Here is a 22,105-nt window from a genome sequence, read left to right as displayed (position 1 = left end):
GTTAAGGAGGAAATTTGAAAACACTCTGGGGCGAAGGTGAGAAGAAAGTCTCTAAACAGGTATTTGATTGGACGCAGAGTTTTTCATTTGATTTTGTCCTTTTTCCATATGATGTGATGGGAAGCATTGCACATATTCAGATGCTTTGTAAGTGCGGCATTATAACAAAAAAAGAAGAAAAAATACTTACACTCGCTTTTAAGAGTATACTTAATGATTATAACAGCGGAAATCTAAAAATAATAAAAGAATTTGAGGATGTTCATTCCTGTGTTCAGTTTCTTGTTGAAGAAAAGGTCGGGAATGTTGCAAAAAAGATTCATACCGCCCGTTCAAGAAATGATCAGATTTCTTTAGATACGAGGCTATACTGCAGGGATACTGTAAACAAAATTATCAATTCAATGGAAAAATTAATCAACATAATTGCAAAGACAGGAGCAGATAATAAAGATATAATCATACCCGGTTACACACACCTTCAACATGCACAGCCTGTGTTTCTTTCTCATCATCTTAATTCATATATAGAAATGCTTGAAAGAGATATATGGAGATTTAAAGACGCCCTGAAAAGGGTGAATATACTTCCGCTTGGTTCTTGTGCAATTGCAGGAACATCTTTGAATATAGACAGAGCGTTTGTTGCAAAAAAACTCGGGTTTGATTCTATCTCAAAAAATTCTATGGACGCTGTTTCTGACAGGGATTTTGTTATAGAGCTCCTGTCAGGATGTGCAATAGCAGGTATGCATCTTTCAAGGATTTGTGAGGATATAATATTATGGAATACACAGGAATTCGGATGGGTTGTGCTTGATGATTCTGTTGTAACGGGTTCAAGTATGATGCCCCATAAGAAAAATCCTGATGTTCTTGAACTCATAAGAGGCAAGACTGGAATCTTATACGGGAATCTTGTACAGATGCTTACATTGATGAAAGGGCTTCCGATGACATATAACAGGGATATGCAGGAAGATAAACCCCCCCTTTTTAGTTCAATACAAACAATAGAAAAATCTGTTTCGGTCCTGGGGCTTGTGTTTTCCTTAATAGGCTTTAATAGAGAAAAAATAAAACAGTCTTTATTAGATGAAGAACTTTATGCAACCGATATTGCAGAGTATCTTGTCAAAAAAGGAGTTTCATTCAGGGATGCACATAGAGCTGTCGGCAACCTTATGGTATATGTCAAAAACAAGGAAACATCTGTTTCTAAATTAAGTAAGGAAGAACTAAAAAAAATTCATCCAGAACTTAATATGGATATAATGAATCTTTTAAATCCTCAAACCTCTGTAGCTTTAAAGAAATCTTTCGGAGGAACAGGACAGAAGATGGACTAACAGGTTCTTTGTACCCTTTACTGCGGAGGAAAAATGAAAAAATATATCTGGTTGTTATCAATTCTGTTATTTCCTTTTATCTTGCTCTCAACTGATAATTCAAATTTTGCACTTATTTTAAAAGGAAAAAATATTGAAAAAAGTGACCCAAGGGCTGCTCTTAATTTTTATACACAGGCTGTTGCAAAATCACCTGAGGATTCGTCTTTAAGATCGGAGGCATTATATCATTCTGGAAGGATATCGCAAAAATTGGGTTTGTTACAAGATGCGCAAAAATACTTAAAACAAGCGGTATTAACAGGAACAGGGCTTGCACATATGCGGGATGCGCAAAATCTACTCTGGGAGGTAAATACAAGGCTTCTTTTTTCAAACATAGAAACACCGGACAGTCAGTTTATAACTGTAAAACGGGGGGACACACTTTACAGAATTGCAAATTCACATTACACAACTGTTGAATATCTAAAAATTGCAAATGGGCTTTCAAGCAATGTCATATATCCCGGAATGAAGATTAAGGTTCCAAAACATAAGTTTTCAGTTGTTGTGAACTTATCTTTTAATACACTCACACTTAAATCCGGTAATGATGTAATAAAGGTCTACAGAGTCGCAACAGGGGCACCTGACACCCCCACGCCTGAGGGAAATTTTACAGTTAAAGAAAAACTTGTAAATCCTGTCTGGTATAAACCAGGTGGTCCTGTTATTCCATTTGGAAGTCCAGAAAATATTCTCGGAACAAGATGGATGGGATTTTGCCTCAAAGGCTACGGCATACATGGAACTACTGACCCATCAAGCATAGGAAAACATATCACAAGAGGTTGCATAAGGATGACAAACAAGGATGTAGAACAGTTATATGCTCTTCTTGTTCCCGGTTGCGAGGTGATAGTAACAAGATGATAACTGTACTGGATTTTGAAAGACCGATAATAGACCTTGAAAAAAAAATACAGGATTTGATTAACTATTCAAAATCCCACAGCATAGATATGAGTATTCAGATCCAAACATTAAATTCCCGTCTTGAATCGCTTAAATTGGAGGTTTATAAAAATCTTACCCCCTGGCAGATTGTGCAGATAGCAAGGCATCCGCAAAGACCTTATACACTTGATTATATCGTCTCAATATTTACAGATTTTTGTCAGTTACATGGAGACAGAAGATTTTCAGACGACAGGGCACTTATCGGTGGCTATGCAAGATTTGAAGACCAACCCACTGTTGTTATAGGTCATCAAAAGGGAAGGGATACAAAAGAAAACCTTATCCGTAATTTTGGCATGCCTCATCCGGAAGGGTATAGAAAAGCACTGAGAATAATGAAAATTGCAGAGAAGTCCCATCTTCCTGTTATTTGCTTTGTTGATACGCCCGGGGCATATCCGGGTATAGGTGCAGAGGAAAGAGGACAGGCAGAGGCAATAGCAGTAAACTTAAAAGAGATGGCAAGGCTTAAAAGTCCGATACTTGTCATTGTTATAGGAGAGGGTGGTTCGGGAGGAGCGTTGGGCATAGGAGTAGGAGACAGGATTTGTATTCTTGAGAATGCATATTATTCTGTAATTTCTCCCGAAGGATGTGCCGCAATATTATGGAAAGACAGGACAAAAGTAAAAGAGGCATCAGATGAACTTCATTTTACAGGGAAAGATCTATTGAATTTTGGTATTATTGATGATGTAATATCTGAACCTGCGGGTGGCGCTCACAGGAATATACAAGAGACTGTTGCAAATGTAAAGAATGCAATTAAAAAACACCTTGGAGAAATAACCAAGATTCCTGTTCAGGTACTTATTGAGGAAAGATACAAAAAATTCAGGAAAATAGGGGAATTTGTGGAATAATGTTTGTTTCAGAAAAACTATGCTAGAAAATATTAAAAATATTCATTTTGTCGGTATCGGTGGATATGGAATGAGTGCACTTGCAAAAATCCTTATACAAAAGGGATTGAAGGTGAGCGGTTCTGATTTAAAAGAGAATAATTTTATATCAACATTAAGACAAAAAAGAGCTACGATTTATACAGGAGAACATAAAAGTTCAAGCGCTGCCGACTGCCAGATGCTGATATACAGCAGTGCAATTAAACAAAATAACCCTGAGATTTTGTATGCAAAAGAAAGATCTATTCCCATAATGCACAGAGGAGAACTTCTTGCACATATGGTCAATGAAAAATATGGAATAATTATTGCAGGTGCACATGGGAAAACCACAACAGCAGGGCTTTCATCAATGCTTTTAAACGAAAATGGTTTTTCACCTACGGTTCTTATAGGAGAAGAGGTAGATGAATTTGGAGGGAATGCAATGCTTGGTGAAAGTAAATATGTAATATGTGAATCAGATGAAAGCGATGGTTCATTTCTTAAACTTAATCCAGAAGTAGCAATTGTTACAAATATTGATAAAGAGCATATGGATTATTATAAAGATATGAATGATGTTTTGTTGTCCTATACAAAATTTATAGAAAATATAAAACAGAACGGACTTTTAATAGGATGTATTGATTGTCAATTTCTTTCTTCTGTCCTTTTTTCTGTCCAAAAACAACCCGTTATCACATATGGACTATCTGACGCCGCAGATATAAGGGCAGAAGATATACATATGGACAAGGTGCGGGCTTGTTATAATTGTATTGTGGGGGGTAAAAACATTGGGAAGGTGAACCTTTTAATCCCTGGCATGCATAATATCGTAAACTCTCTTGCAGTTGTTGGGCTTGGTTTGTATTTGAATATACCGTTTAAAGATATCTCACGGTCTTTATTAAAATATCACGGAGCAAAGAGAAGGTTTCAGATTAAGATGGATGGTGGGGTAATGGTTGTTGATGATTATGCCCACCATCCAAACGAAATAATTGCAACAATAAAAACGGCAAAATTATGGAGCAGAAGAATAGTTGCGGTGTTTCAGCCCCACAGATATACAAGAACCTATTTTTTAAGAGATGAGTTTACAAACTGTTTTTCAGAAGCAGATCTGCTTATATTAACAGATATATATCCCGCCGGTGAAAAACCGATAAATGGTGTAAGCGGTTTTTCTTTATATGAGGCCATAAGAAATACCCGCAAAGACATAGTATATATTGAGAAAGAAAATATACTTAAAAATTTATTAAATGTTATAAAAGATGGAGATATTGTCCTTATTCTCGGTGCAGGGGATATAACCGATATTTCAGATGAACTTGTGTGTGTATTGCAAAGTAATCAATTATATAGTAAAACACAAGAGTGTTACGTAACTACTCACCTGACCACCAGAACATCAGAACACCAGAGCACCGGTCAGCAGTTTTAGTGCTCACCGCTTACTATTTTTGATAAGTGTAAACCGGGTCTTTAGTCTGTGCGACCTTTTCAAAGGAGAGAATATGAAAAACATTATTGTAATTTTGGTAACAGTGTTGTGTCTTGCCTTTTTAGGAATAACCGTGTATTTTTCAATCCAGAAAAAGAAGTTACAAGAAAAATGGTCCGCAACACAGGAAGAGGTAAAAAAGATTACGGGTGAAAAAACATCTGTGGAGAAAAACCTCGCAGGTAAAATCCAGGAAAAGGTTCGCATAATCGGGCTTTATGAAGAAAAAACAAAAGAGGTAAACAAACTTCAATCGGATTTAAATATGGAAGAACGGACAAGACAGAAAGTTGAGTCAAAACTTTCTGATGTAGAATCTAGATTAGCAATCACCGACAATCAGCTTGAACAGGCAAAGAAAGAGAATATAACCTTAAACAAACAGGTCTCAAAAGTAAGTGCTGATGCAGAAAAGGCAAAGGCTGAACTGAATAAAGAAAGGATTGCAAAAGAAGAGGCAATGCTTCAACTTGCCGAGATAAAGATCGCAAAAGAAAATTTTGAAAAAAGGATCCGTCAGGTTGTAGGTGAGATAGGACAGATGAGAGGCACTCCATCAGTCACGGACGAGGGCGACATAATAGTAAAGACAATAGAGGGGCAGGTGCTTGCAGTCAGCAGGGAATATAATGTTGTCGTTCTGGATATCGGTATGGTGCAGGGGCTCAGGCTTGGAGAAGTTTTAACAGTTTTAAGAAATAACCAGATTATAGCAAAGGTTCAGATTGAAAAAATAAGAGAAAACAGCTCTGCTGCTGCCTTGTTATCGGAATTTAAAAAAGCAACTGTAAGAGTTGGAGACAAGGTAAAAGTTTCGAAGGTTTTGTAATTTTTTAAAAAAGAAATCATAAGGCTCATAAAATACACTGTTTGAAAAAGTTAAGATACATATGCGACATTAGAGATTAGGTTTTTTTCTGGTTTTTGGTGTAATTTAATATAAATTGAGTAATCAGCCGAAGGCTGAAAGGAACAATGATGGCTATGAAAGGATAAGGTGGGCTATTTTATGCAAGTACACCAAATTTTCACAGACTCCGCCCGTTATCTTGGGCGAGATAGTAGAATAAGAGGCTATAAGGAGGTCTACTCGCACGCAAGCCTGTCTGTCTCTGCGTGCCCCGCACAGGCAGGTCCGATGTGGATTACAGGGTAGTGAAATTCATTAAAAATTTAAGGGAGGAGCATCCGAGGATTGGGAAGGAAAAAATAAAGCCTTTGCTTGATAAACATTGTGAACTAAATGGTATAAAGACGGTTTCAGAATCTACGGTTGGAAATATACTAAAAAGACACAAGTTTTTTCATCAACCTGATGTATCCGGTAAAATATATCACAATCCCAACTCAAAATGGGCGGAAAGAAGCGGGGAAAGAACAACCTCGCCTAAAAGGATAGGCGAAGTCTCCGAAAAGAAAAAGGGCTATTACTATCATTATAAATAGAAACCTAAAAACCGGACATTCTTGCTTTGCTATTACACCCGGAAAAAAAGTACTTGGTAAAATTCAATATATGTGATATATTTTAAAATGGCGGGGGTTGCGTATAACAAACAAGCAAGCAAGCAAACAAACGAACAATACAACCGACCTTACTAACATTTTTAAAAACGATAAGGTTATTAGTCCAGCCTTTCCTTGTCCTATTTTTAGGAAGGGCGGGATTGGAAGATAATGGCCCAGAGTTGTTGCGTTATAGGGAAGCAACAAACAGCTTTGGGTTTATTTTTTAGGATTCCCTCTGGGTGGGGATTCTGTCATTCCCGATTTAATCGGGAATCCGGTAATGTGTCGGGGAAAACATAATCTCTCCCAACCTCTCATTAGAAAGGAGAGGAGATAGTCTGTGGACAATGGACTATCTGCCTGTGCGTTGCACGCAGACAGGTGGTCTGTGGACTATTTAAAGAGGGGCAGGGGAGGTTTTTAAGGATTTGGTGGCATATAAAAGACTGTATGATGTGCAGGACCGCCATATTGAGAAAATTGTCGAAAACAGGAATAGGCAGAAACAAGATATCAGTCAATCGGAGGTAGAAGGTCTTATAGCCTATGCCAGGCAAAACAATATTTATCTTGCCTCACATGACGATGATTCAGAAGAAAAAATCCAATGGGTAAAGGATATGGGTATTCAGACATCCGAATTCCCGGTGAACATAGAAGCGATTGAAACTGCAAAAAAACAGGGTATATATGTCGGTCTTGGAGCGCCGAACTTTTTAAGAGGCTACTCTCATTAAAACAACATAAGCGCAAGAGATATGATAAGCAGGGGCTACGGCGATATCCTGCTTTCGGATTATGCGCCGATGTTTATTCTTTATACCGTTTTTGAAATCCACAGGCGGGGATTTTCACTTAACAATGCCGTAAATATGGCAACACTGAATCCCGCAAAAGCATCAGGTATAAATAAGGAAACAGGCTCTGTACAAGAAGGGAAGTGCGCGGATATTATAGTGGTAGAAGTCAGAGACGGCATTCCTTCAGTAGTGCAAACATTTGTATCGGAAAATCTTGTGTATTCTTCAATATAGGATAATATGCAAAACATATTGGGTAGACTGATTGTATTCGAAGGGTTAGACGGAGCGGGGAAATCCACACAGATATACCTTCTTAAAAAATTTCTTGAGGCGCAGAAAGTAAAGGTGTTCTTAAGCCAGTGGAATTCATCTTCCACGGTGAAGGAAGCGACAAGGAAGGGAAAGAAACAAAGGATTCTTACCCCCACGACATTTAGCCTTATCCATTCCACGGATTTTACAAACAGGTATGAAAGAGAAATATTTCCGCTTTTGGAGGCAGGGTTTGTAGTCCTGTGCGACAGGTTTATCTATACCGCATTTGCGAGGGATGTGGCAAGAGGATGCGACAGGGACTGGGTGAAGAATCTGTACTCATTTGTAAGAAAACCCGATATTACATTTTATTGCAGGGTTCCTCTTGATATTGCCGTGAACAGGATATTAGGAGGAAGAAGCAAATTAAAATATTTTGAGGCAGGTATGGACATCGGACTTTCCGATAATATAGAGGAAAGCTTTAGGTTGTTTCAGTCAAGGGTTTTTGACGAGTATGAAAAACTTTGCGCAGATGCGGGCACCGGTTTTAAAGTGATAGATGCATCCCTATCAATAAAACAGCAGCAGGATGCCGTAAGGGAGATAGTAAAACAAAATATTGATATTCTTTCTTTTAGATGGAGGAACAGATTTGAGAGGCGGATACCTTAATTTTTTCGGTAAGCCCATACCCGAAATCAAGCCGGAAGATTTAAAAGGATACCTGTTTGTCGTAGAAGGTACTGATGGATCCGGCCGTTCTACGCATATTGCAATGCTTACGCAGTGGCTTGAGGCAAAGGGATATTCCACCGTAAATATGGGGCTGAACCGCTCCACGCTTATAAGTACAGAGTTGTCAAAGGCAAAGGTGGGAAATATCCTTGACCCCAGGACATTTACGCTTTTTTATGTTACAGATTTTTTTGACCAATTGGAGAATATTATCATACCAAACTTAAAGGCCGGCTCCATTATCCTTGCCGACAGGTACATCTATACGCTTATTGCAAGAAGTCTTGTGCGTGGGCTTGAAAAGGAATGGATAGAAAACATATTTCAGATTGCACTTGTTCCGGATATCGTATTTTATTTAAAGGTAAGTCCGTCTATACTTGTTGAAAGAAACCTTATGAAACAGACACTTTTTGATTACTGGGAATCGGGTATGGATATGAGGATATCCACAGACATATTTACAAGTTTTGTGAAATATCAGAAGATGATGCAGGATGAATATATGAGGATGTCAAAAAAATATAATTTTACAACCATAAATGCAAACCGCCCCGTAAGAACGGTATTTAACCAGTTGAAAAAACATATAGAGGAATATATAAAATGGGTAAGTGGTGATGAAAAGAGCGGGGGGAATTCCTTGCTCTGTTGTTAGAAGGGAATCTTAAACATGCAGAAAGATAAAAACCTGAAAATGCTTGAAGATATATTTAACGAGAGGACACAGGATTTTAACAAAAAATTTGAAAGCGTTAAAACGGAAGTGACCGCCGATTCCCTGCATGATTTAAGGGTTTCCATAAGAAGGCTACAGTCAATATTTTCCCTTCTTAAAATGTTTCCCGCCGTAAAAATAAAAAAATCCATTACAAAACCTCTAAAAAGTATTATGAATCCTATGGGGAGCCTGAGAGATTTGTACATCCAGCAAGAGATTATAAATAAAATATTCATTAGAAAAAACAGGTTTGTAAGGCTATGCACCGTAAAGATCGATAAAAAAATAAGAAAAGATGAAAAGAAAACGAGAGGCGCAATAGAATCCTTCCCTCCTGACTTTATGCAACAGATAGACATTGAAAAGATATTCTTATCCATCGCCGATATGGATGTCCACAGACAGATAAAGATAATTCTTACGGACCTTTTCAAGAAATTTCTTTCCCACAGGCAGAAAGCGGATACCGATATAAAAGCATTCCATCGAATGAGGATTGCATTAAAAAAACTAAGATACACATCCGAAGTGGCACAGGTTTTTTTCCCCTGGATAACCAAAAAAGTGCTTGATGACGAACATTCACTCCAGCAGGTAATGGGCAATATACATGATATAGATGTAATAATTGAACTAATGAAATCACAGAGTCTGCAGGATAGACCCCTTGTCCTGTTAGGGGAAATAAGTATTAGCCGACTGAATAAAGCCAGGCTGGATTTATCCAAAGAATTCACCGAAAAACTGAATGTTATTCTTTCATACCAGAAGGAATTCGTGATATTTCCCGACATTGCGGACCCGATGTCCTTCCAGACCGCATTTTTATTGCTGTTAAGCGATATAAAAAACAAGCAGGAGATTAAAGAGGTAAAGGATGCGCTTGAATATGCAAAAAATATTCATATCATTCACCCGCTCAGAACGGCGCTGATCCTTACCGAAGAATTAAGGATGCAGGACGCTGAAATTATAACTGCTGCACTTTTGCACGATACCCTTGAAACAAAGGGAAGCGTTGCAAGAAGGGAAAGCATAGAACAGCATTATGGTCCGAGGGTTGCATCCATTGTTTGGGCTTTAACAAAGGAAGATGCAGAAGAAAAGGGTGTGGAACAATATCTTGAAAAAATAAAGCAAAACGGAGAGCCAGCAAAAATCATTAAACTCTCGGACAGGCTTGATTCAACCAGATTTCTTGATTTAAAAAATAAAAAAAAGCAGAGAGCGTACTGGAAGTCCAATATCAACGAAATTATGCCAGTGTGTATGGATATATCCCTTCCGTATATCCAATTTTTTTACGCGGAATTTAAAAAACTATGGAACAAGATGGATACTGATGTCAAGGAGGGGATGGAATTGCCGCAACCGGCGTCCGTCACATAGTTCCTTTTTAGTTTTTAGTATGGGGTTATTATGCAGTTGCTCAAAAAGACAAAAGAAATTGAACGCAAGGCGGAAGAGATTACACCTGAATTGCAACACAGCCTCCAGGTAAGAAGGCTGGCACTTTTAATTTTTGATATTTTGAAAGGCCATCACAAACTTGACGAACATTCGAGATTTCTTCTTGAAGGAGCGGCACTTCTTCATGATGTCGGGCTTTCCGTATCGGTTGCGGGACATAACAAAATTTCCCAAAGAATGATAAGGGATATAGATTTTAAGTATGTTGATAAACGGGAAAGAAATCTGATAGCAAATATTTCAAGGTATCATACAAAGTCTTTGCCGGACCCGAAACACAAAACATACTCAGGTTTAACGGAACAGGAAAAAGACTGGGTAAGAAAACTTTCCGGTATCTTAAGAATTGCAGATGGGTTAGACAGGGGGCATACAAGTAGCGTAAAAGATATAAGGATAAAAAAACAACACGGTAAGATGCTTTTTATTATCGAGGGCGATGTATCTGATACGGATATATATGGATTTAACAAGAAAAAAGACCTTTTTGAAAAAGAGTTCGGTTTTTCTATCGGCTTGATAAAGGAGAGCGAATGCCAAGGCTTATAATTCTAAGCGGTCCTTCCTGCGTCGGCAAGAGCCCCCTGCACAGGGCTTTTGAAAAATTCTATCCCGAGATTTCAAAAGAAATAAAAAAGGTTGTTCTTTATAATAGCCGCTCTCCAAGACCGGGTGAAAAAGACGGGATAAACTTTCATTTCAGAACCCGCTCTTTCATAGAAGGGCTTAAACAAAAACCGGACTTTATTGTTATGGATGTGCGTGGGGACCTTCAGGCTGTCGACATTGCACATCTGCGGAATAGTTTTGAAACAGGCGATGTTGTATTTGAAGGCAATGCATATATCGGAGCAATGTTTATCAGGCATCCTTCTTTGGAAAGCATCAAAAAATTAAGCATATTTATCTCGCCTCTGTCAAAACAGGAGATAGAGTTTTTCAAAAGTATCAACACAATTGCACTTCCTGAAATTGTAACCGATATAATGCGAAGAAAACTTCTAAGAAGAACACAGAAACAGAAAGGCATCCTTTCCGTTGCAGACCTCGAAAATATTGAAAAAAGAGCAAAAAGCGCCTATGAAGAATTAAGATACGGGTATCTTTTTGATTACATTATACCCAATTCTGACGGAGAAGATAGCGAAAACTGGGACGCCTTTTACTATCCCATCGCAGACGCAAGAAAAACGCTCAACGGTTTTACATCCATCATCCGAAACAACCCCTCGCCCTATGCAGAAAAATGGGAAAAAGATTTGATTGATTAAGAAGTGCTTTTATTATTTATGGTAAATCAGCGGAAAATTTACAAAAACTTCACAAAACCTCCACGATATTGTAACAATTTTTATTTATAACTTTTAGTGTGCCAAAAGATCCTTTCTGAAAAACCTACAATAAATTCATCCGCAAAAATTATAAATAGCAATCTGGGTGTATGGACTGAAATAAGCAGAGATTGTGTCATAGAAGAAACGATATTTGGAGATTTCAGTTATGCGATGGAAGGGGTTTCAATAATCTACTCTAATATCGGAAAGTTTTGTTCAATTGCATCTTATACCAGAATAAACCCGGGCAACCACCCTATGTACAGGGTATCACAACACCATTTTACATATAGAAGACGGCAGTATGGTTTTGATGTGCAGGATGACGCGGATTTTTTCCAAGCCAGAAGGTTGAAAATATGTAATATCGGGAATGATGTGTGGATAGGACATGGTGCGATAATTATGCCGGGTGTAAATATAGAAAGCGGAACCGTGATAGGAGCGGGCCCTGTTGCAACAAAAGATGTTAAAGCATACGAGGTTGCGGTTGGCGTTCCCGCAAAGCCCATAAGAAAAGGATTTTCAGATGATGTAATTGAAAAACTTTTAAAAATAAAATGGTGGGACTGGCGATATGAAGACATTAAACAGAGGTTTAAAGATTTCCTAGATATAACCTCGTTCATTGAAAAATATGAAAATCGGAGCAAAGATAAGTCAGGCAAGGATTAACGGTAATGTCGGAGCCTTAAAGCAGGATTTGCGGCTTTTAAAAAAAATTGGCTTGAAATACATAGAAGTTCCCGTCAACTGTATGGATGTCATAAGAAACGGACAGATTGATAAAACCCAGGCCGGTCGCCTGATAAATCTGCTGCACAGTTTTGATTTTGAGTACACAGTCCATTGCCCTTTATCGTTGGATGTAATGGATAAAAATCAGCCCGAAACCCATAAGGCTGTTTTATATTCAACGATGGAGTTTGCATATCTTCTGGGTTCTAATATCGTTGTTTATCACCCCGGTAAGTTTATATCGGAGCAGCAAACCGGAGAGCGTTATAAAATCCTATCCGCAAAATTAAAAAATGAACTTCTTGAAAAAGAGGCGGGGGTTATAAAAACAATTGCAAAAAAATATAAAGATATAGATATATGCATTGAGAATATGCCTGCATTTGTTCCTCAATGTTTTGACTGGTATGCGGAAAAATTGGATGTGCTCTATAATCAGGTTAAGAACATAAACTGCAAAAATGTATCCATAGCACTTGACATAGGGCATCTTTTTGTATCATCAAATTTTTATGGGTTTGGGTTTTTAGATTCAATAAAAAAGATTAAAGACTCTATAGGTTATATCCATATCCACGATAATTTCGGGAAGCCCTCCGGTTATTACGAGAATAATTTTTCGGAGATGGTTCCTTTAGGATTGGGGGATTTACACCTGCCTCCGGGTTGGGGCTGCATACCTGTTGCAGATGTGGTAAATGTTCTTTCAAGCCGTTATACGGGTATATGGATGCTTGAGATAAGAGGGATGTATTCGGATTACATAAAAAAGTCCATAGGAGTGCTTAAAAATGTCAAGGTCGGACCTGCATATACACAGTAAATATTCAAACAGACCCAGTGAATGGTTTTTACGCCGCATAGGTGCGTCTGAAAGCTTCGTGGAACCCTCCGCAATATATGAAACCTGTAAGCAAAAGGGGATGGATTATATAACAATAACCGACCACAACAGTATATCGGGGGCACTTGAAATAGCACACCTTCCGGGTGTGTTTATCTCTTCTGAGATTACCACATACTTCCCGGAAGATAACTGTAAGATACACTGTCTTGTGATGGGGATTACAGAAAGGCAGTTTGAGCAGATACAAAAAATCCGCGGGAATATTTATGAACTCCGGAAATATATGCTTGAAAACAATATAATCCATTCCGTTGCCCACCCGCTTCTTTCCGTAAATGATAAGCTTACCCTGCAAAATGTTGAAAAGTTGATACTTTTATTTAAAAGGTTTGAAGTTTTAAACGGCGCCCGCAATCAATATTTAAATCAGACAACAAGGTTAATTCTTGAAAATCTAACCCCGGCAATAATTGAAGAAATGGCAGGCAGATATAATCTGTGCGTCGCGGATAAGGCATGGGAAAAATTTTTTACAGGCGGAAGCGATGACCACAGCGGGGTTTATATTGCACAATCCTGCACCTCCACTGACAGGTCATCCAATGTTTTTGATTTTCTTCAAGATTTAAGAGAAGGAAGACACAAAGAAGAGGGAATATCAGGTTCAAGTTTAACACTCGCCCATAGCCTTTACCGTATTGCCTACGGCTATTATTGTAGTAAATTTTCGGGCAACGGGCACAAGATAGACCCGATTAAAAAAATGCTTGGCAGGTTTGCCGGGCATGACGAAAAGCAGACATCTAAATTCTATATTCCTCAACCGGTGGTAAGATTTTTTACATCAAGGAAAAAAAGGAACCTTACGGATATAGAAAAAATACTGGTTGACGGGTTTGCATCACCCAAAAAAACAGGTTTTGCTCCGACGGAGGACAAGGATCAATATCATTTTCATATTGCATCGTCAATAGGACATAATTTAGGTTTTGCCTTTACGCGGCATTTTATCGAAAACATTGAAAAGGGAAGGCTTGTCGAAAGCATTCAATCTCTTTCATCCATAGGTCCCGTTGCTCTTGGGTTTGCGCCATATATAACCGCATTTTTTGCGCAACACAAGGATAATAAATTATTAAAATCTTTTGAAAATCATTTCAACCTCCCCGACGGAAAAAAGGCCAATAAAGGCAAGAAGGTATGGTTCACCGATACATTAGACGATGTTAACGGTGTTTCGCGCACTATTTCCACGCTTGCCAATCTTGCGGGAAAGGATGGGCAGATAACCGTATGCACATCACTTTCCGAAAAGCCTGAGGCGGATTTCCCTCTATATAATTTTGAACCTGTCGGCGTGTTCAATCTTCCGGAATATGAATCGCAAAAAATAGTTTTTCCGCCGTTTTTGACGATGCTTGAATTTGTGGAAAAGCAGGGATTTGACGAAATCATTGTCTCTACCCCGGGACCCGTGGGACTTGTAGGTCTGCTTGCAGGGCATCTACTGAACATAGATTTGAAAGGGATATACCACACTGATTTTCCTCAATATGTCCACCATCTTACCGATGATGACCATATGGAAGGATTAGCATGGAAGTATATGCTGTGGTTTTACGGATATATGAAAAAAATATTTGTGCCGAGTAGATTTTATTTTGACCTTCTTGTCGAAAAAGGGTTTGAAAAGGCAAAATTGGATATACTTGAAAGGGGGGTGGACACCAGCAGGTTCACGCCACAAAAAAGAGATGCTAAATTCTGGGGAAGGTATGGAATAAACGGCGGTTTTAAATTTATTTATGTAGGAAGGGTATCTACTGAGAAAAATATTGAAAATCTTTTGCATGCGTTTACGGATATTGAAAAAGACCTGCACGATATTCATCTTATCATAGTGGGAGACGGGCCTCTTCTTGGCACATTAAAAGCAAGATTTAACCTTCCCGATATTATATTTACGGGCTATTTAAAAGGAGAGGAACTTTCTGCGGCGTATGCAAGCTCGGATGTGTTTGTTTTCCCCAGTATGACAGATACATTCGGTAATGCAGTTTTAGAGGCGCACTCAAGCGGTCTTCCTGCAATTGTCTCTAACAAGGGTGGACCTGTAGATATCGTAACAAGCCATAATTCCGGACTTATAGTTGATGCCAAAAACTCAGAAGAGATTGCACAGGCTATGCGTAAAATCTATAAAGATGAACACCTAAGAAGCCGGCTTGCCGCAAATGCCTTATCAAGGGCAAGGGAAAGCAAATGGGAAAATATTTTAAAGAAACTTCTTGCATAATACCTTTCTATAACGAAGGCAGGACGCTTTTGGACATATTGGAAAAGCTGCAAAAGGTCAAAAGCCTGTTGCAGATAATCTGTGTAGATGATGGCTCCGTAAATTTTACATATCAGGAAATAAAAAACAGATTTCCTTTAATAACATTAGTTAAAAATAAAAATAATATAGGTAAGGCAGGTGCAATAAGGGAGGGATTAAACCGGGCAAGTGCGGAGCATATACTTCTTTTAGATGCGGATATAGAAGGCGTGAATGTCGAAGACATTGAAAATGCCATAAACACATTTCAAAATAGCAATATAGATATGTTAATATTAAGGAAATCACATTCTCCTTTCTTTTTCAAAATCACGGGGTTTGATATTTTAATCTCGGGTTTAAGAATCATCAAAAGGGCTGATTTGAAAAATGTTTTTAAATATCCCGTGCGGGGGTATCAGATTGAATTTGCAATAAACAGGTTTATGCAGAAGTATAATAAAAAAGTTTTATGGACATACTGTTCAGGTAAGAATACACTTAAAATTCATAAGTTTGGTCTGGTAAAAGGATTAGAAAAAGAAGCTCGGATGTTTATAGAAATATTTTCATATATAGATCCTATCAACCTTATAAGACAGTACAGGGGACTGAAAAAGATTTAATTTTTTTTCAAAAAAAACACTTGACAAAATTCAATTTATATATAATATACTAATATTCACAGGACTTATCTGCCTGTGCGTTGCACGCAAGCAGGACGGAGGCTAAAATGTCGCGTACAACAAACAAACAAACAAACAAACAAACAAACAAATACAACCGACCTTACTGACATTTTTGGAAACAATAAGGTGTTAGAATATAAAACCCAGAGTTGTTGCATTATAGGGAAGCAACAAACAGCTCTGGGTTTATTTTTTTATATTTTGATTTATTTTTGTTGTTTTGAAGGAAGTGAAACAATAGCCTGTTTGCATTCGCCGATAGTTTGAGGCGGCTCATTGAGGATTTTAGAGAGACAGCCGTTATGTTTAATCCAGTAGGTGAGCGTCCATGCCAGCGGGCAAGAACCGACTAAAGAAGTGGGGACAGGAGGGGTGTGTCAGAAAAATTATCAAAAAGCGACTAAAAGATAGATTTCCACAGACGAGATAGGGTATCAAATAGATTGGCAAAATTGAGAAGTTGAAAATTTTGTCCAAAAGATGAAAAAATAGCTACAACGCAAATGGCTCCTAAGGATATCATCTTAGCCGGATTAGTGTTGATCCTCGCTCTTTCCTTCGGATTGGGAGCAAAAGAAAAAGCAGAGAAGTTTTTGAATAAGCTTTTTTCCCGCGAATAGCGGGATTCCGCCCAATAGTAAATAGCTGGCGGCAAAGGAATGGATTTTTGAGGTTTACCGCTCCTCACCCGTGTAAAAGCGGAATCTAAAAACGAAAGGGGGTGAAAATCATGGCAGTAGAAAAAGCGATTGGTTCCAGTAGTTTGGTAGAGGTTGTTGACCGAATCCTGGACAAGGGCGTGGTTGTTGACGCTTGGGTAAGAGTCTCTTTAGTGGGTATTGAATTACTTGCGATTGAGGCAAGAGTAGTTGTCGCATCAGTTGAGACTTACCTGAAGTATGCTGAAGCGATTGGATTGACTGCAACAGCCGCCTAAGATAAGGATAAGGCCGAAAAAGGGGTTCTTGCCGAGTCATCCTTGAAAAGCATGGTTCGCCAAGTAATTCCTTTCCTTGCTTTAGAAAAATTAAAAGGTTATGGGGGAGTAAGATTATGGAAATTGCCGAAGAGTTGAAAAGAGTTGCTCAGGAAATCGTTTCTTCTTATCAATCTAGAATCTCTACAGTGGCCATGATCATAGATAGTACCCACCAGCTCCTAGAGGATTTTAAGAACAAAAAAAATGAAATGAGTGAGCATCTCAAAGAAACTCTTGCCAGAGGAGGGTCTTTAAGAAAAAAAGATTTTGATAATATGATGAAAGATATCCTTTACCATCAGGATGAAAAAGAAAGACAGGTAAGAAATTTATTAAAGACTTTTTTTGAAGAACAGAAAGAGATAGCGCAAGTTATTAAGAGGAATCTGACAGAGGGCGAAGAAAAGGTAAGAATAAGTGATTTTAAAAAGATGCTTGAGGATATTCAGGCCAGGCAAAAAGCCAGAGAGAGTGAAGTAAGTGTAATGTTAAAGGAATTTCAAACAGAATATAGAGAGATGGCCGAATCACTGCGCAGCCTTTTAGATAAAGGAGAAGCCATACGGATTAGGGAATTTAAAGCGATGCTAAAAGATATTCGGTCAAAACAGATTGAGCGGGCAAAAGAAGTTAAAACAAGAGAAGTTAAAACAAGCCCGGATGAATCTAGAAAAGAACGCCAAGATGGGCTTCTTAAGTGGAATAGATTGGCAGCTATTATGGCTGAAAAAAAAGTGGAAGGGGGGTGAAGGTCAGAGAGAAAGAAGAAGTTGCCAAGGTTTGATTTAAGGACTTAGTTGAGCGAAAATAAAAATTTTTATTTAATGTGTTTGATTAAAATTTGAAAGGAGGAATGCAAAATGGGAATAGCAGATGATATCAAAAAATTAGGTGAGGATATTGTTGCCTCTTATGATGGCCGGGTAAGGGCGATAGGAGAATTAGTTAGTGATGTCCAGAAGACACTTAAAAGCTTTGCAGTTGATAGGGGAAAAATGAGCAAAGAGCAAGCAAAGAACTTGGCAGATTTCGCTGTGAATTTGACTAACGATGTAAGTTCAATGTTAAATGGTTTTCAGAAGGACCGTAGCAAGATGTCAAAAGAACTTAAGGATAAACTTGCTAAGGAAGTAAAAGAGATTGAAACCTATGTTGCTGATAAACTTAGAGAATTCTCTGATGCCCATGCTGATATGAGCGAGGAACTCAAGAAAGAGTTAGTTAAGTATGTAGCAGGTGTTGTCAGTGAAACCAAGAAATTATTAGGTGGTTTTGCAGATGAACGAGAAAAGATGGTCGCCGAAAAAGAAAAGATGGCTTCTAATTGGCAAGCTCTAACTGCTACCATGGCAAAGAGAAGAGGTAAGCCGGTTGTTGAATATGGTGCAGAAGTAACTACAGTTGAAGAGGCAGTTAAGGAGAAAAAAAAGAAAAAAAAGAAAAAGTAGAGGGGTAAGAATATGAGCAAGATTGCGATAAAATGTGTCTTTTGTAAAGGCACAGGCAAAGACCCCTTTGATTTACTCTCTGAACTTGCCACCTGTCAGGTCTGCAGAGGCACAGGTAAGGTTGAGGTAATAGAGCCGGCGATCAAGTGCGCTTTTTGCCAGGGCACCGGCATTTATCCTCATAATGCCCGAGTTACCTGCACAGTCTGCAATGGCAAAGGAATGGTTACCGATGGATAGATTCAATTCTGCAAGAGAAAACTTTGAGAAGAAAGAAAAGAAGGTGATTGATGAGATGACTACAGTATTGGAGCCAAGTCCTCTGCCAGACTTTGTGGAGACTCCTTATATAAAGGATATTACAAACAGAGCCCTTTCCTATATCAAGGCTGATTTCCCAGTCCATTTCAGAGGGGTTTCCGGGACTGGCAAGACGACGTTGGCTATGCACATAGCCAGTAAGATTAAAAGACCGGTGGTAATGATTCATGGCGATGAAGAGTTTACAACCTCTGACCTTGTCGGTGGTGAATACGGCTACAGGATTAGAAAAGTTATAGACCGTTTTGTCTCCAGAGTTTTGAAGACAGAAGAGGACATGGTGAAACGCTGGGTTGATAATCGCCTGACCATTGCCTGTAAGTATGGATTTACTCTTATCTATGATGAATTTACTCGCTCACGTCCAGAGGCAAATAACATCCTTCTTTCTATCTTACAGGAGAAGATGATGGATTTGCCAGTGGGAAGAGGCGGCGAGGAACCATATCTGAGAGTTGATCCAAATTTCACCGCTATCTTCACCTCTAACCCTGAGGAATATGCCGGTGTCCACAGAAGCCAGGACGCTTTAAGAGATAGGATGATAACAATGGATTTAGACCACTTTGACTATGATACGGAAATGGCTATCACGCGGGCAAAATCCAAACTCTCTAAAAGACATGCTGAGATGATAGTAAATATTGTCCGGGGTTTGAGGGAATCTGGAAAGTGTGAGTTTGCCCCAACCATTCGGGGTTGCATTATGATTGCAAAGACCCTTAAGGTTCAAAATATTACCCCTGCCAAATCTAATGGTGCATTTATGCAGATGTGCCAGGATATATTGGCTTCTGAGACGAGCAGGGTTGGCTCAAAGACAAATCAGTCCAGGGTTAAAGAGATTGTAAAAGAGTTGGTTGAAAAATCTAGTTAATCATTGAAGGAGGATGATCAAATGACTCTTATGCGGGCATTTTCCAGGGTGGATAAAGATGGGAAAATAAAACTTCCCGGCAATATTCAGCGAGAAGTAGAGCTTAAAGAAGGCCAGCTGGTTGAGCTGAAGATTGTGGGGGCGAGTGCTAAAAAAGCGTTCTTATTACAGGAAGAAGAGCCGCAAGGTGACACGAAGTGTCATTCCGAGTCCTTCGCCTTCTGTCATTCTGAGTCCCGACTTTTCGGGACGAAGAATCTCAGGGGAGGGCTCAGGATAAACTCCGCGAGGAATCTTGGTGATTAACTGTCTCGAAATAATAACGACCGTATTTATAAAATCCCTCCTAACCTCCCTTTGCCAAAGGGAGGAATTCCCCTCTTTGTAAAAGAGGGGTGAGAGGAGATTTTTTAATCAATGTCAATTCAATTTCGATACTCTTAATATTTGGAGGTGAAGAATGCCAAGAGGCGTAAGTGATATAGACGGTCTTCGAAATGTCGGGAGTATGCACAGCACGGGTAAGCGTTCTATACCCAGAGTGGCAAGTTCTGCCTATTTAGATTTGTATATGCTCCGGAAGGAAAAGGACCGGTTAGAGAAAGAAGATGCCATTTTGGAAAAGCGAAAGGCAGGGATTCAAAAAAGGTTAGAAGATATAAAAAAAGAGATGGAGGTATTAGAAAAAGCAGACCGGCAGGAAAAAGGAGAACGAACTGGGTATAAAGAAGAAGTTATGAAGGAAACAGAATCTCGAGAAAAAAAATGGAAGAAGATGGGATTGAGTTACTGAAATTGACGGAGAGGCAAATTATGGAGACTGAATGGAAGACATATCAGTGGAGGGGCGGCAGGATGATGAGAAAGAATGAGGTCATTGAAGGTGAGGTATTCGAATGTGCCTTTTGTAAAGGAGGCGGATTTTTAACCGGTGTAAAAGGAATCAAATGCCCTGTTTGTAGGGGAGAAGGAATCGTGAGTATTAATGCACCGGCTGTGCTCTGTGCCTTTTGTAATGGAAGGGGAAAGAAACATCCATTGGACTACCACCCTTACCTGTACCGTTTGTAGGGGAAAAGGCATTGTGAGCGCAGGGACTTCGCGGATTAAAGGCTGTCCTTGCGTGTAAAGGAACAGGCAGGGAATGCGGTAAGACGCTTCCCTGTTTGATATGCAAGGGTATAGGGGTGGCAAGGAGGAACTAACAATATGGCAAAAAAAGAGAAGGAAAAAAGAGAAGGATTAGACATTGATTTTGGAATAGGTAAATTAAGTTTAGGGGGATTATTTAAAGGCATTGAGAAGTTAGTTGACCTTGCCGCAGATTTAACAGAAGCCGGTGGAGAGATTAAGAAAGAGGGCGAGATAGACCTGAGCCATCTTAAAAAAGGCATGAAAGGGGTATTTGGTTTTTCTATCAAGACAGCAGTAAGCGGAAAACCCATTGTTGAGCCTTTTGGCAACATCAAAAAAACTCCCAAAGGGCCCAAGGTTGAAGAGGAAAGAGAGCCGATTGTTGATGTTTTTGATGAGAAAGATGAAATAAGAGTTTATGCTGAGATGCCCGGGGTAAATCAAGATGATATAAAATTAGATTTAAAAGGAGACATTCTTGATATTTCAGCAAAAACGGGTGATAGAAAATATCATAAAGAAATTTTGCTTCCAACAAAGGTTAAACAGGAGACTCTTACATCAAGTTATAAAAACGGTATTTTGGAAGTTAGAATGAGGAAATGATAAATGGCATTAAATGGATTAAAAAAAGATACCTTAACATTGAAAGTCAAAGAGGCTTTAGCAAAAGATGTAGGAAGGGCTATTGTAAGGATAGACCCTGAAGATATGAAAATTCTTGAAATAGAGGTAGGCGACATTATAGAAATAGAAGGCAAAAGAAAAACTCCAGCAAAAGTAATGCCCTGTTATACCGAAGATAGAGGTAAGGGCATAATTCAGATAGACGGAATATCCCGGGAAAATGCCCAAGTAGGCTTAGATGAAAAGGTAAAGGTTAGTAAGGTAGACTATAAACCTGCCAGCAAAATCACGCTTTCGCCTTTAACTTTATCCAGTTTACTGCAAAGAGATAAAGATACTCAATACCTCGGCTCACTCATTGCTGGGCTTCCGGTTGTAGCTGGTGATAGAATCAGGGCTACCTTTTTTGGCTCAAGGCACTGCGATTTTAAAGTATTGGATACCATTCCCAATGAGGGTGTAGTTTTGATAAGCCCTGATACTTTACTTAGGCTAGAGACAAAGACTAAACCAGAAGAGGTATTGGCAAAAATTTCCTATGAGGATATCG

Annotated in this window: 25 protein-coding genes and 2 pseudogenes; all 27 read left to right on the top strand. The window is 38.9% G+C overall.

Going from position 1 to position 22,105, the window contains the following annotated elements; all coding sequences use genetic code 11:
* Positions 1 to 14: 14 nt before the first annotated feature.
* On the top strand, positions 15 to 1,349 hold the full coding sequence (locus B9J78_04915) for an argininosuccinate lyase (GenBank protein ID MBA2124259.1): 1,335 nt from the start codon (positions 15 to 17) through the stop codon (positions 1,347 to 1,349).
* Positions 1,350 to 1,382: 33 nt separating this feature from the next.
* Positions 1,383 to 2,264: a hypothetical protein gene (locus B9J78_04910; protein ID MBA2124258.1), complete on the top strand. Its 882-nt coding sequence runs from the start codon at positions 1,383 to 1,385 to the stop codon at positions 2,262 to 2,264.
* The gene (locus tag B9J78_04905; GenBank protein MBA2124257.1) at positions 2,261 to 3,214 is read left to right on the top strand and encodes an acetyl-CoA carboxylase carboxyl transferase subunit alpha; all 954 of its coding nucleotides are present in this window, start codon (positions 2,261 to 2,263) and stop codon (positions 3,212 to 3,214) included. The genes B9J78_04910 and B9J78_04905 overlap by 4 nt, the downstream gene beginning before the upstream one ends.
* Before the next feature lie 19 nt (positions 3,215 to 3,233).
* Complete coding sequence (locus B9J78_04900) at positions 3,234 to 4,688, top strand: UDP-N-acetylmuramate--L-alanine ligase (protein MBA2124256.1); 1,455 nt, start codon at positions 3,234 to 3,236, stop codon at positions 4,686 to 4,688.
* Between the two features lie 73 nt (positions 4,689 to 4,761).
* On the top strand, positions 4,762 to 5,577 hold the full coding sequence (locus B9J78_04895) for a hypothetical protein (protein ID MBA2124255.1): 816 nt from the start codon (positions 4,762 to 4,764) through the stop codon (positions 5,575 to 5,577).
* 287 nt (positions 5,578 to 5,864) lie between these two features.
* A complete protein-coding gene (locus tag B9J78_04890) occupies positions 5,865 to 6,194 on the top strand; it encodes a hypothetical protein (protein MBA2124254.1) in 330 nt (109 codons plus the stop codon).
* A gap of 494 nt (positions 6,195 to 6,688) precedes the next feature.
* Positions 6,689 to 6,994: a hypothetical protein gene (locus tag B9J78_04885; protein MBA2124253.1), complete on the top strand. Its 306-nt coding sequence runs from the start codon at positions 6,689 to 6,691 to the stop codon at positions 6,992 to 6,994.
* A gap of 21 nt (positions 6,995 to 7,015) precedes the next feature.
* Positions 7,016 to 7,291: a hypothetical protein gene (locus B9J78_04880; protein ID MBA2124252.1), complete on the top strand. Its 276-nt coding sequence runs from the start codon at positions 7,016 to 7,018 to the stop codon at positions 7,289 to 7,291.
* A 6-nt stretch (positions 7,292 to 7,297) separates the two neighbouring features.
* Complete coding sequence (locus B9J78_04875; protein MBA2124251.1) at positions 7,298 to 7,990, top strand: dTMP kinase; 693 nt, start codon at positions 7,298 to 7,300, stop codon at positions 7,988 to 7,990.
* Positions 7,971 to 8,711 carry a thymidylate kinase gene (locus B9J78_04870; protein MBA2124250.1) on the top strand — a complete coding sequence of 247 codons (741 nt, stop codon included), beginning with the start codon at positions 7,971 to 7,973 and terminating at the stop codon, positions 8,709 to 8,711. The genes B9J78_04875 and B9J78_04870 overlap by 20 nt, the downstream gene beginning before the upstream one ends.
* Positions 8,712 to 8,726: 15 nt before the next feature.
* Positions 8,727 to 10,163 carry a hypothetical protein gene (locus B9J78_04865; protein MBA2124249.1) on the top strand — a complete coding sequence of 479 codons (1,437 nt, stop codon included), beginning with the start codon at positions 8,727 to 8,729 and terminating at the stop codon, positions 10,161 to 10,163.
* Between the two features lie 30 nt (positions 10,164 to 10,193).
* Positions 10,194 to 10,793, top strand: coding sequence for a hypothetical protein (locus B9J78_04860; protein ID MBA2124248.1), 600 nt, complete (start codon positions 10,194 to 10,196; stop codon positions 10,791 to 10,793).
* The gene (locus tag B9J78_04855; GenBank protein MBA2124247.1) at positions 10,778 to 11,515 is read left to right on the top strand and encodes a hypothetical protein; all 738 of its coding nucleotides are present in this window, start codon (positions 10,778 to 10,780) and stop codon (positions 11,513 to 11,515) included. The genes B9J78_04860 and B9J78_04855 overlap by 16 nt, the downstream gene beginning before the upstream one ends.
* A 96-nt stretch (positions 11,516 to 11,611) precedes the next feature.
* Positions 11,612 to 12,253, top strand: a complete 642-nt coding sequence (locus B9J78_04850) for an acetyltransferase (GenBank protein ID MBA2124246.1) — start codon at positions 11,612 to 11,614, stop codon at positions 12,251 to 12,253.
* Complete coding sequence (locus tag B9J78_04845; GenBank protein MBA2124245.1) at positions 12,207 to 13,139, top strand: hypothetical protein; 933 nt, start codon at positions 12,207 to 12,209, stop codon at positions 13,137 to 13,139. Before B9J78_04850 ends, B9J78_04845 begins: the two co-directional genes overlap by 47 nt.
* The gene (locus tag B9J78_04840; protein MBA2124244.1) at positions 13,108 to 15,459 is read left to right on the top strand and encodes a hypothetical protein; all 2,352 of its coding nucleotides are present in this window, start codon (positions 13,108 to 13,110) and stop codon (positions 15,457 to 15,459) included. The genes B9J78_04845 and B9J78_04840 overlap by 32 nt, the downstream gene beginning before the upstream one ends.
* Positions 15,426 to 16,106: a hypothetical protein gene (locus B9J78_04835; protein MBA2124243.1), complete on the top strand. Its 681-nt coding sequence runs from the start codon at positions 15,426 to 15,428 to the stop codon at positions 16,104 to 16,106. The genes B9J78_04840 and B9J78_04835 overlap by 34 nt, the downstream gene beginning before the upstream one ends.
* 793 nt (positions 16,107 to 16,899) lie before the next feature.
* Complete coding sequence (locus B9J78_04830) at positions 16,900 to 17,106, top strand: gas vesicle synthesis protein GvpA (protein ID MBA2124242.1); 207 nt, start codon at positions 16,900 to 16,902, stop codon at positions 17,104 to 17,106.
* A gap of 116 nt (positions 17,107 to 17,222) precedes the next feature.
* Entirely contained in the window at positions 17,223 to 17,897 is a 675-nt protein-coding gene (locus B9J78_04825; protein MBA2124241.1) for a hypothetical protein, read from the top strand.
* A 111-nt stretch (positions 17,898 to 18,008) separates the two neighbouring features.
* Positions 18,009 to 18,596, top strand: coding sequence for a hypothetical protein (locus tag B9J78_04820; protein MBA2124240.1), 588 nt, complete (start codon positions 18,009 to 18,011; stop codon positions 18,594 to 18,596).
* Positions 18,597 to 18,608: 12 nt separating this feature from the next.
* A pseudogene (locus tag B9J78_04815) lies at positions 18,609 to 18,827 on the top strand (hypothetical protein).
* A 64-nt stretch (positions 18,828 to 18,891) separates the two neighbouring features.
* The gene (locus B9J78_04810; protein MBA2124239.1) at positions 18,892 to 19,794 is read left to right on the top strand and encodes a gas vesicle protein GvpN; all 903 of its coding nucleotides are present in this window, start codon (positions 18,892 to 18,894) and stop codon (positions 19,792 to 19,794) included.
* Between the two features lie 21 nt (positions 19,795 to 19,815).
* The gene (locus B9J78_04805; protein MBA2124238.1) at positions 19,816 to 20,100 is read left to right on the top strand and encodes a hypothetical protein; all 285 of its coding nucleotides are present in this window, start codon (positions 19,816 to 19,818) and stop codon (positions 20,098 to 20,100) included.
* Positions 20,101 to 20,254: 154 nt separating this feature from the next.
* The gene (locus B9J78_04800; GenBank protein ID MBA2124237.1) at positions 20,255 to 20,587 is read left to right on the top strand and encodes a hypothetical protein; all 333 of its coding nucleotides are present in this window, start codon (positions 20,255 to 20,257) and stop codon (positions 20,585 to 20,587) included.
* Positions 20,588 to 20,607: 20 nt separating this feature from the next.
* A pseudogene (locus B9J78_04795) lies at positions 20,608 to 20,999 on the top strand (hypothetical protein).
* Between the two features lie 4 nt (positions 21,000 to 21,003).
* The gene (locus B9J78_04790; protein MBA2124236.1) at positions 21,004 to 21,534 is read left to right on the top strand and encodes a heat-shock protein Hsp20; all 531 of its coding nucleotides are present in this window, start codon (positions 21,004 to 21,006) and stop codon (positions 21,532 to 21,534) included.
* 3 nt (positions 21,535 to 21,537) lie between these two features.
* Positions 21,538 to 22,105, top strand: a 568-nt coding sequence (locus tag B9J78_04785; GenBank protein ID MBA2124235.1) for an AAA family ATPase, incomplete at its 3' end; no start/stop codon positions are given.

This window comes from bacterium Unc6, assembly GCA_013626165.1.
Taxonomy (GTDB): Bacteria; Omnitrophota; Gorgyraeia; order Velesiimonadales; family Velesiimonadaceae; genus Velesiimonas; species Velesiimonas alkalicola.
The sequence above is the reverse complement of the archived record's forward strand: the minus strand, read 5'-3'. Positions and strand labels throughout refer to the sequence as shown.

What these genes read in the sequence shown, in the direction of transcription:
- B9J78_04910 (MBA2124258.1), top strand. Translation starts at nt 1,383, where the DNA reads ATGAAAAAATATATCTGGTTGTTATCAATTCTGTTATTTCCTTTTATC.
- B9J78_04905 (MBA2124257.1), top strand. Translation starts at nt 2,261, where the DNA reads ATGATAACTGTACTGGATTTTGAAAGACCGATAATAGACCTTGAAAAA.
- B9J78_04900 (MBA2124256.1), top strand. Translation starts at nt 3,234, where the DNA reads ATGCTAGAAAATATTAAAAATATTCATTTTGTCGGTATCGGTGGATAT.
- B9J78_04895 (MBA2124255.1), top strand. Translation starts at nt 4,762, where the DNA reads ATGAAAAACATTATTGTAATTTTGGTAACAGTGTTGTGTCTTGCCTTT.
- B9J78_04880 (MBA2124252.1), top strand. Translation starts at nt 7,016, where the DNA reads ATGATAAGCAGGGGCTACGGCGATATCCTGCTTTCGGATTATGCGCCG.
- B9J78_04875 (MBA2124251.1), top strand. Translation starts at nt 7,298, where the DNA reads ATGCAAAACATATTGGGTAGACTGATTGTATTCGAAGGGTTAGACGGA.
- B9J78_04865 (MBA2124249.1), top strand. Translation starts at nt 8,727, where the DNA reads ATGCAGAAAGATAAAAACCTGAAAATGCTTGAAGATATATTTAACGAG.
- B9J78_04860 (MBA2124248.1), top strand. Translation starts at nt 10,194, where the DNA reads ATGCAGTTGCTCAAAAAGACAAAAGAAATTGAACGCAAGGCGGAAGAG.
- B9J78_04855 (MBA2124247.1), top strand. Translation starts at nt 10,778, where the DNA reads ATGCCAAGGCTTATAATTCTAAGCGGTCCTTCCTGCGTCGGCAAGAGC.
- B9J78_04840 (MBA2124244.1), top strand. Translation starts at nt 13,108, where the DNA reads ATGTCAAGGTCGGACCTGCATATACACAGTAAATATTCAAACAGACCC.
- B9J78_04835 (MBA2124243.1), top strand. Translation starts at nt 15,426, where the DNA reads ATGGGAAAATATTTTAAAGAAACTTCTTGCATAATACCTTTCTATAAC.
- B9J78_04830 (MBA2124242.1), top strand. Translation starts at nt 16,900, where the DNA reads ATGGCAGTAGAAAAAGCGATTGGTTCCAGTAGTTTGGTAGAGGTTGTT.
- B9J78_04825 (MBA2124241.1), top strand. Translation starts at nt 17,223, where the DNA reads ATGGAAATTGCCGAAGAGTTGAAAAGAGTTGCTCAGGAAATCGTTTCT.
- B9J78_04820 (MBA2124240.1), top strand. Translation starts at nt 18,009, where the DNA reads ATGGGAATAGCAGATGATATCAAAAAATTAGGTGAGGATATTGTTGCC.
- B9J78_04810 (MBA2124239.1), top strand. Translation starts at nt 18,892, where the DNA reads ATGACTACAGTATTGGAGCCAAGTCCTCTGCCAGACTTTGTGGAGACT.
- B9J78_04805 (MBA2124238.1), top strand. Translation starts at nt 19,816, where the DNA reads ATGACTCTTATGCGGGCATTTTCCAGGGTGGATAAAGATGGGAAAATA.
- B9J78_04800 (MBA2124237.1), top strand. Translation starts at nt 20,255, where the DNA reads ATGCCAAGAGGCGTAAGTGATATAGACGGTCTTCGAAATGTCGGGAGT.
- B9J78_04790 (MBA2124236.1), top strand. Translation starts at nt 21,004, where the DNA reads ATGGCAAAAAAAGAGAAGGAAAAAAGAGAAGGATTAGACATTGATTTT.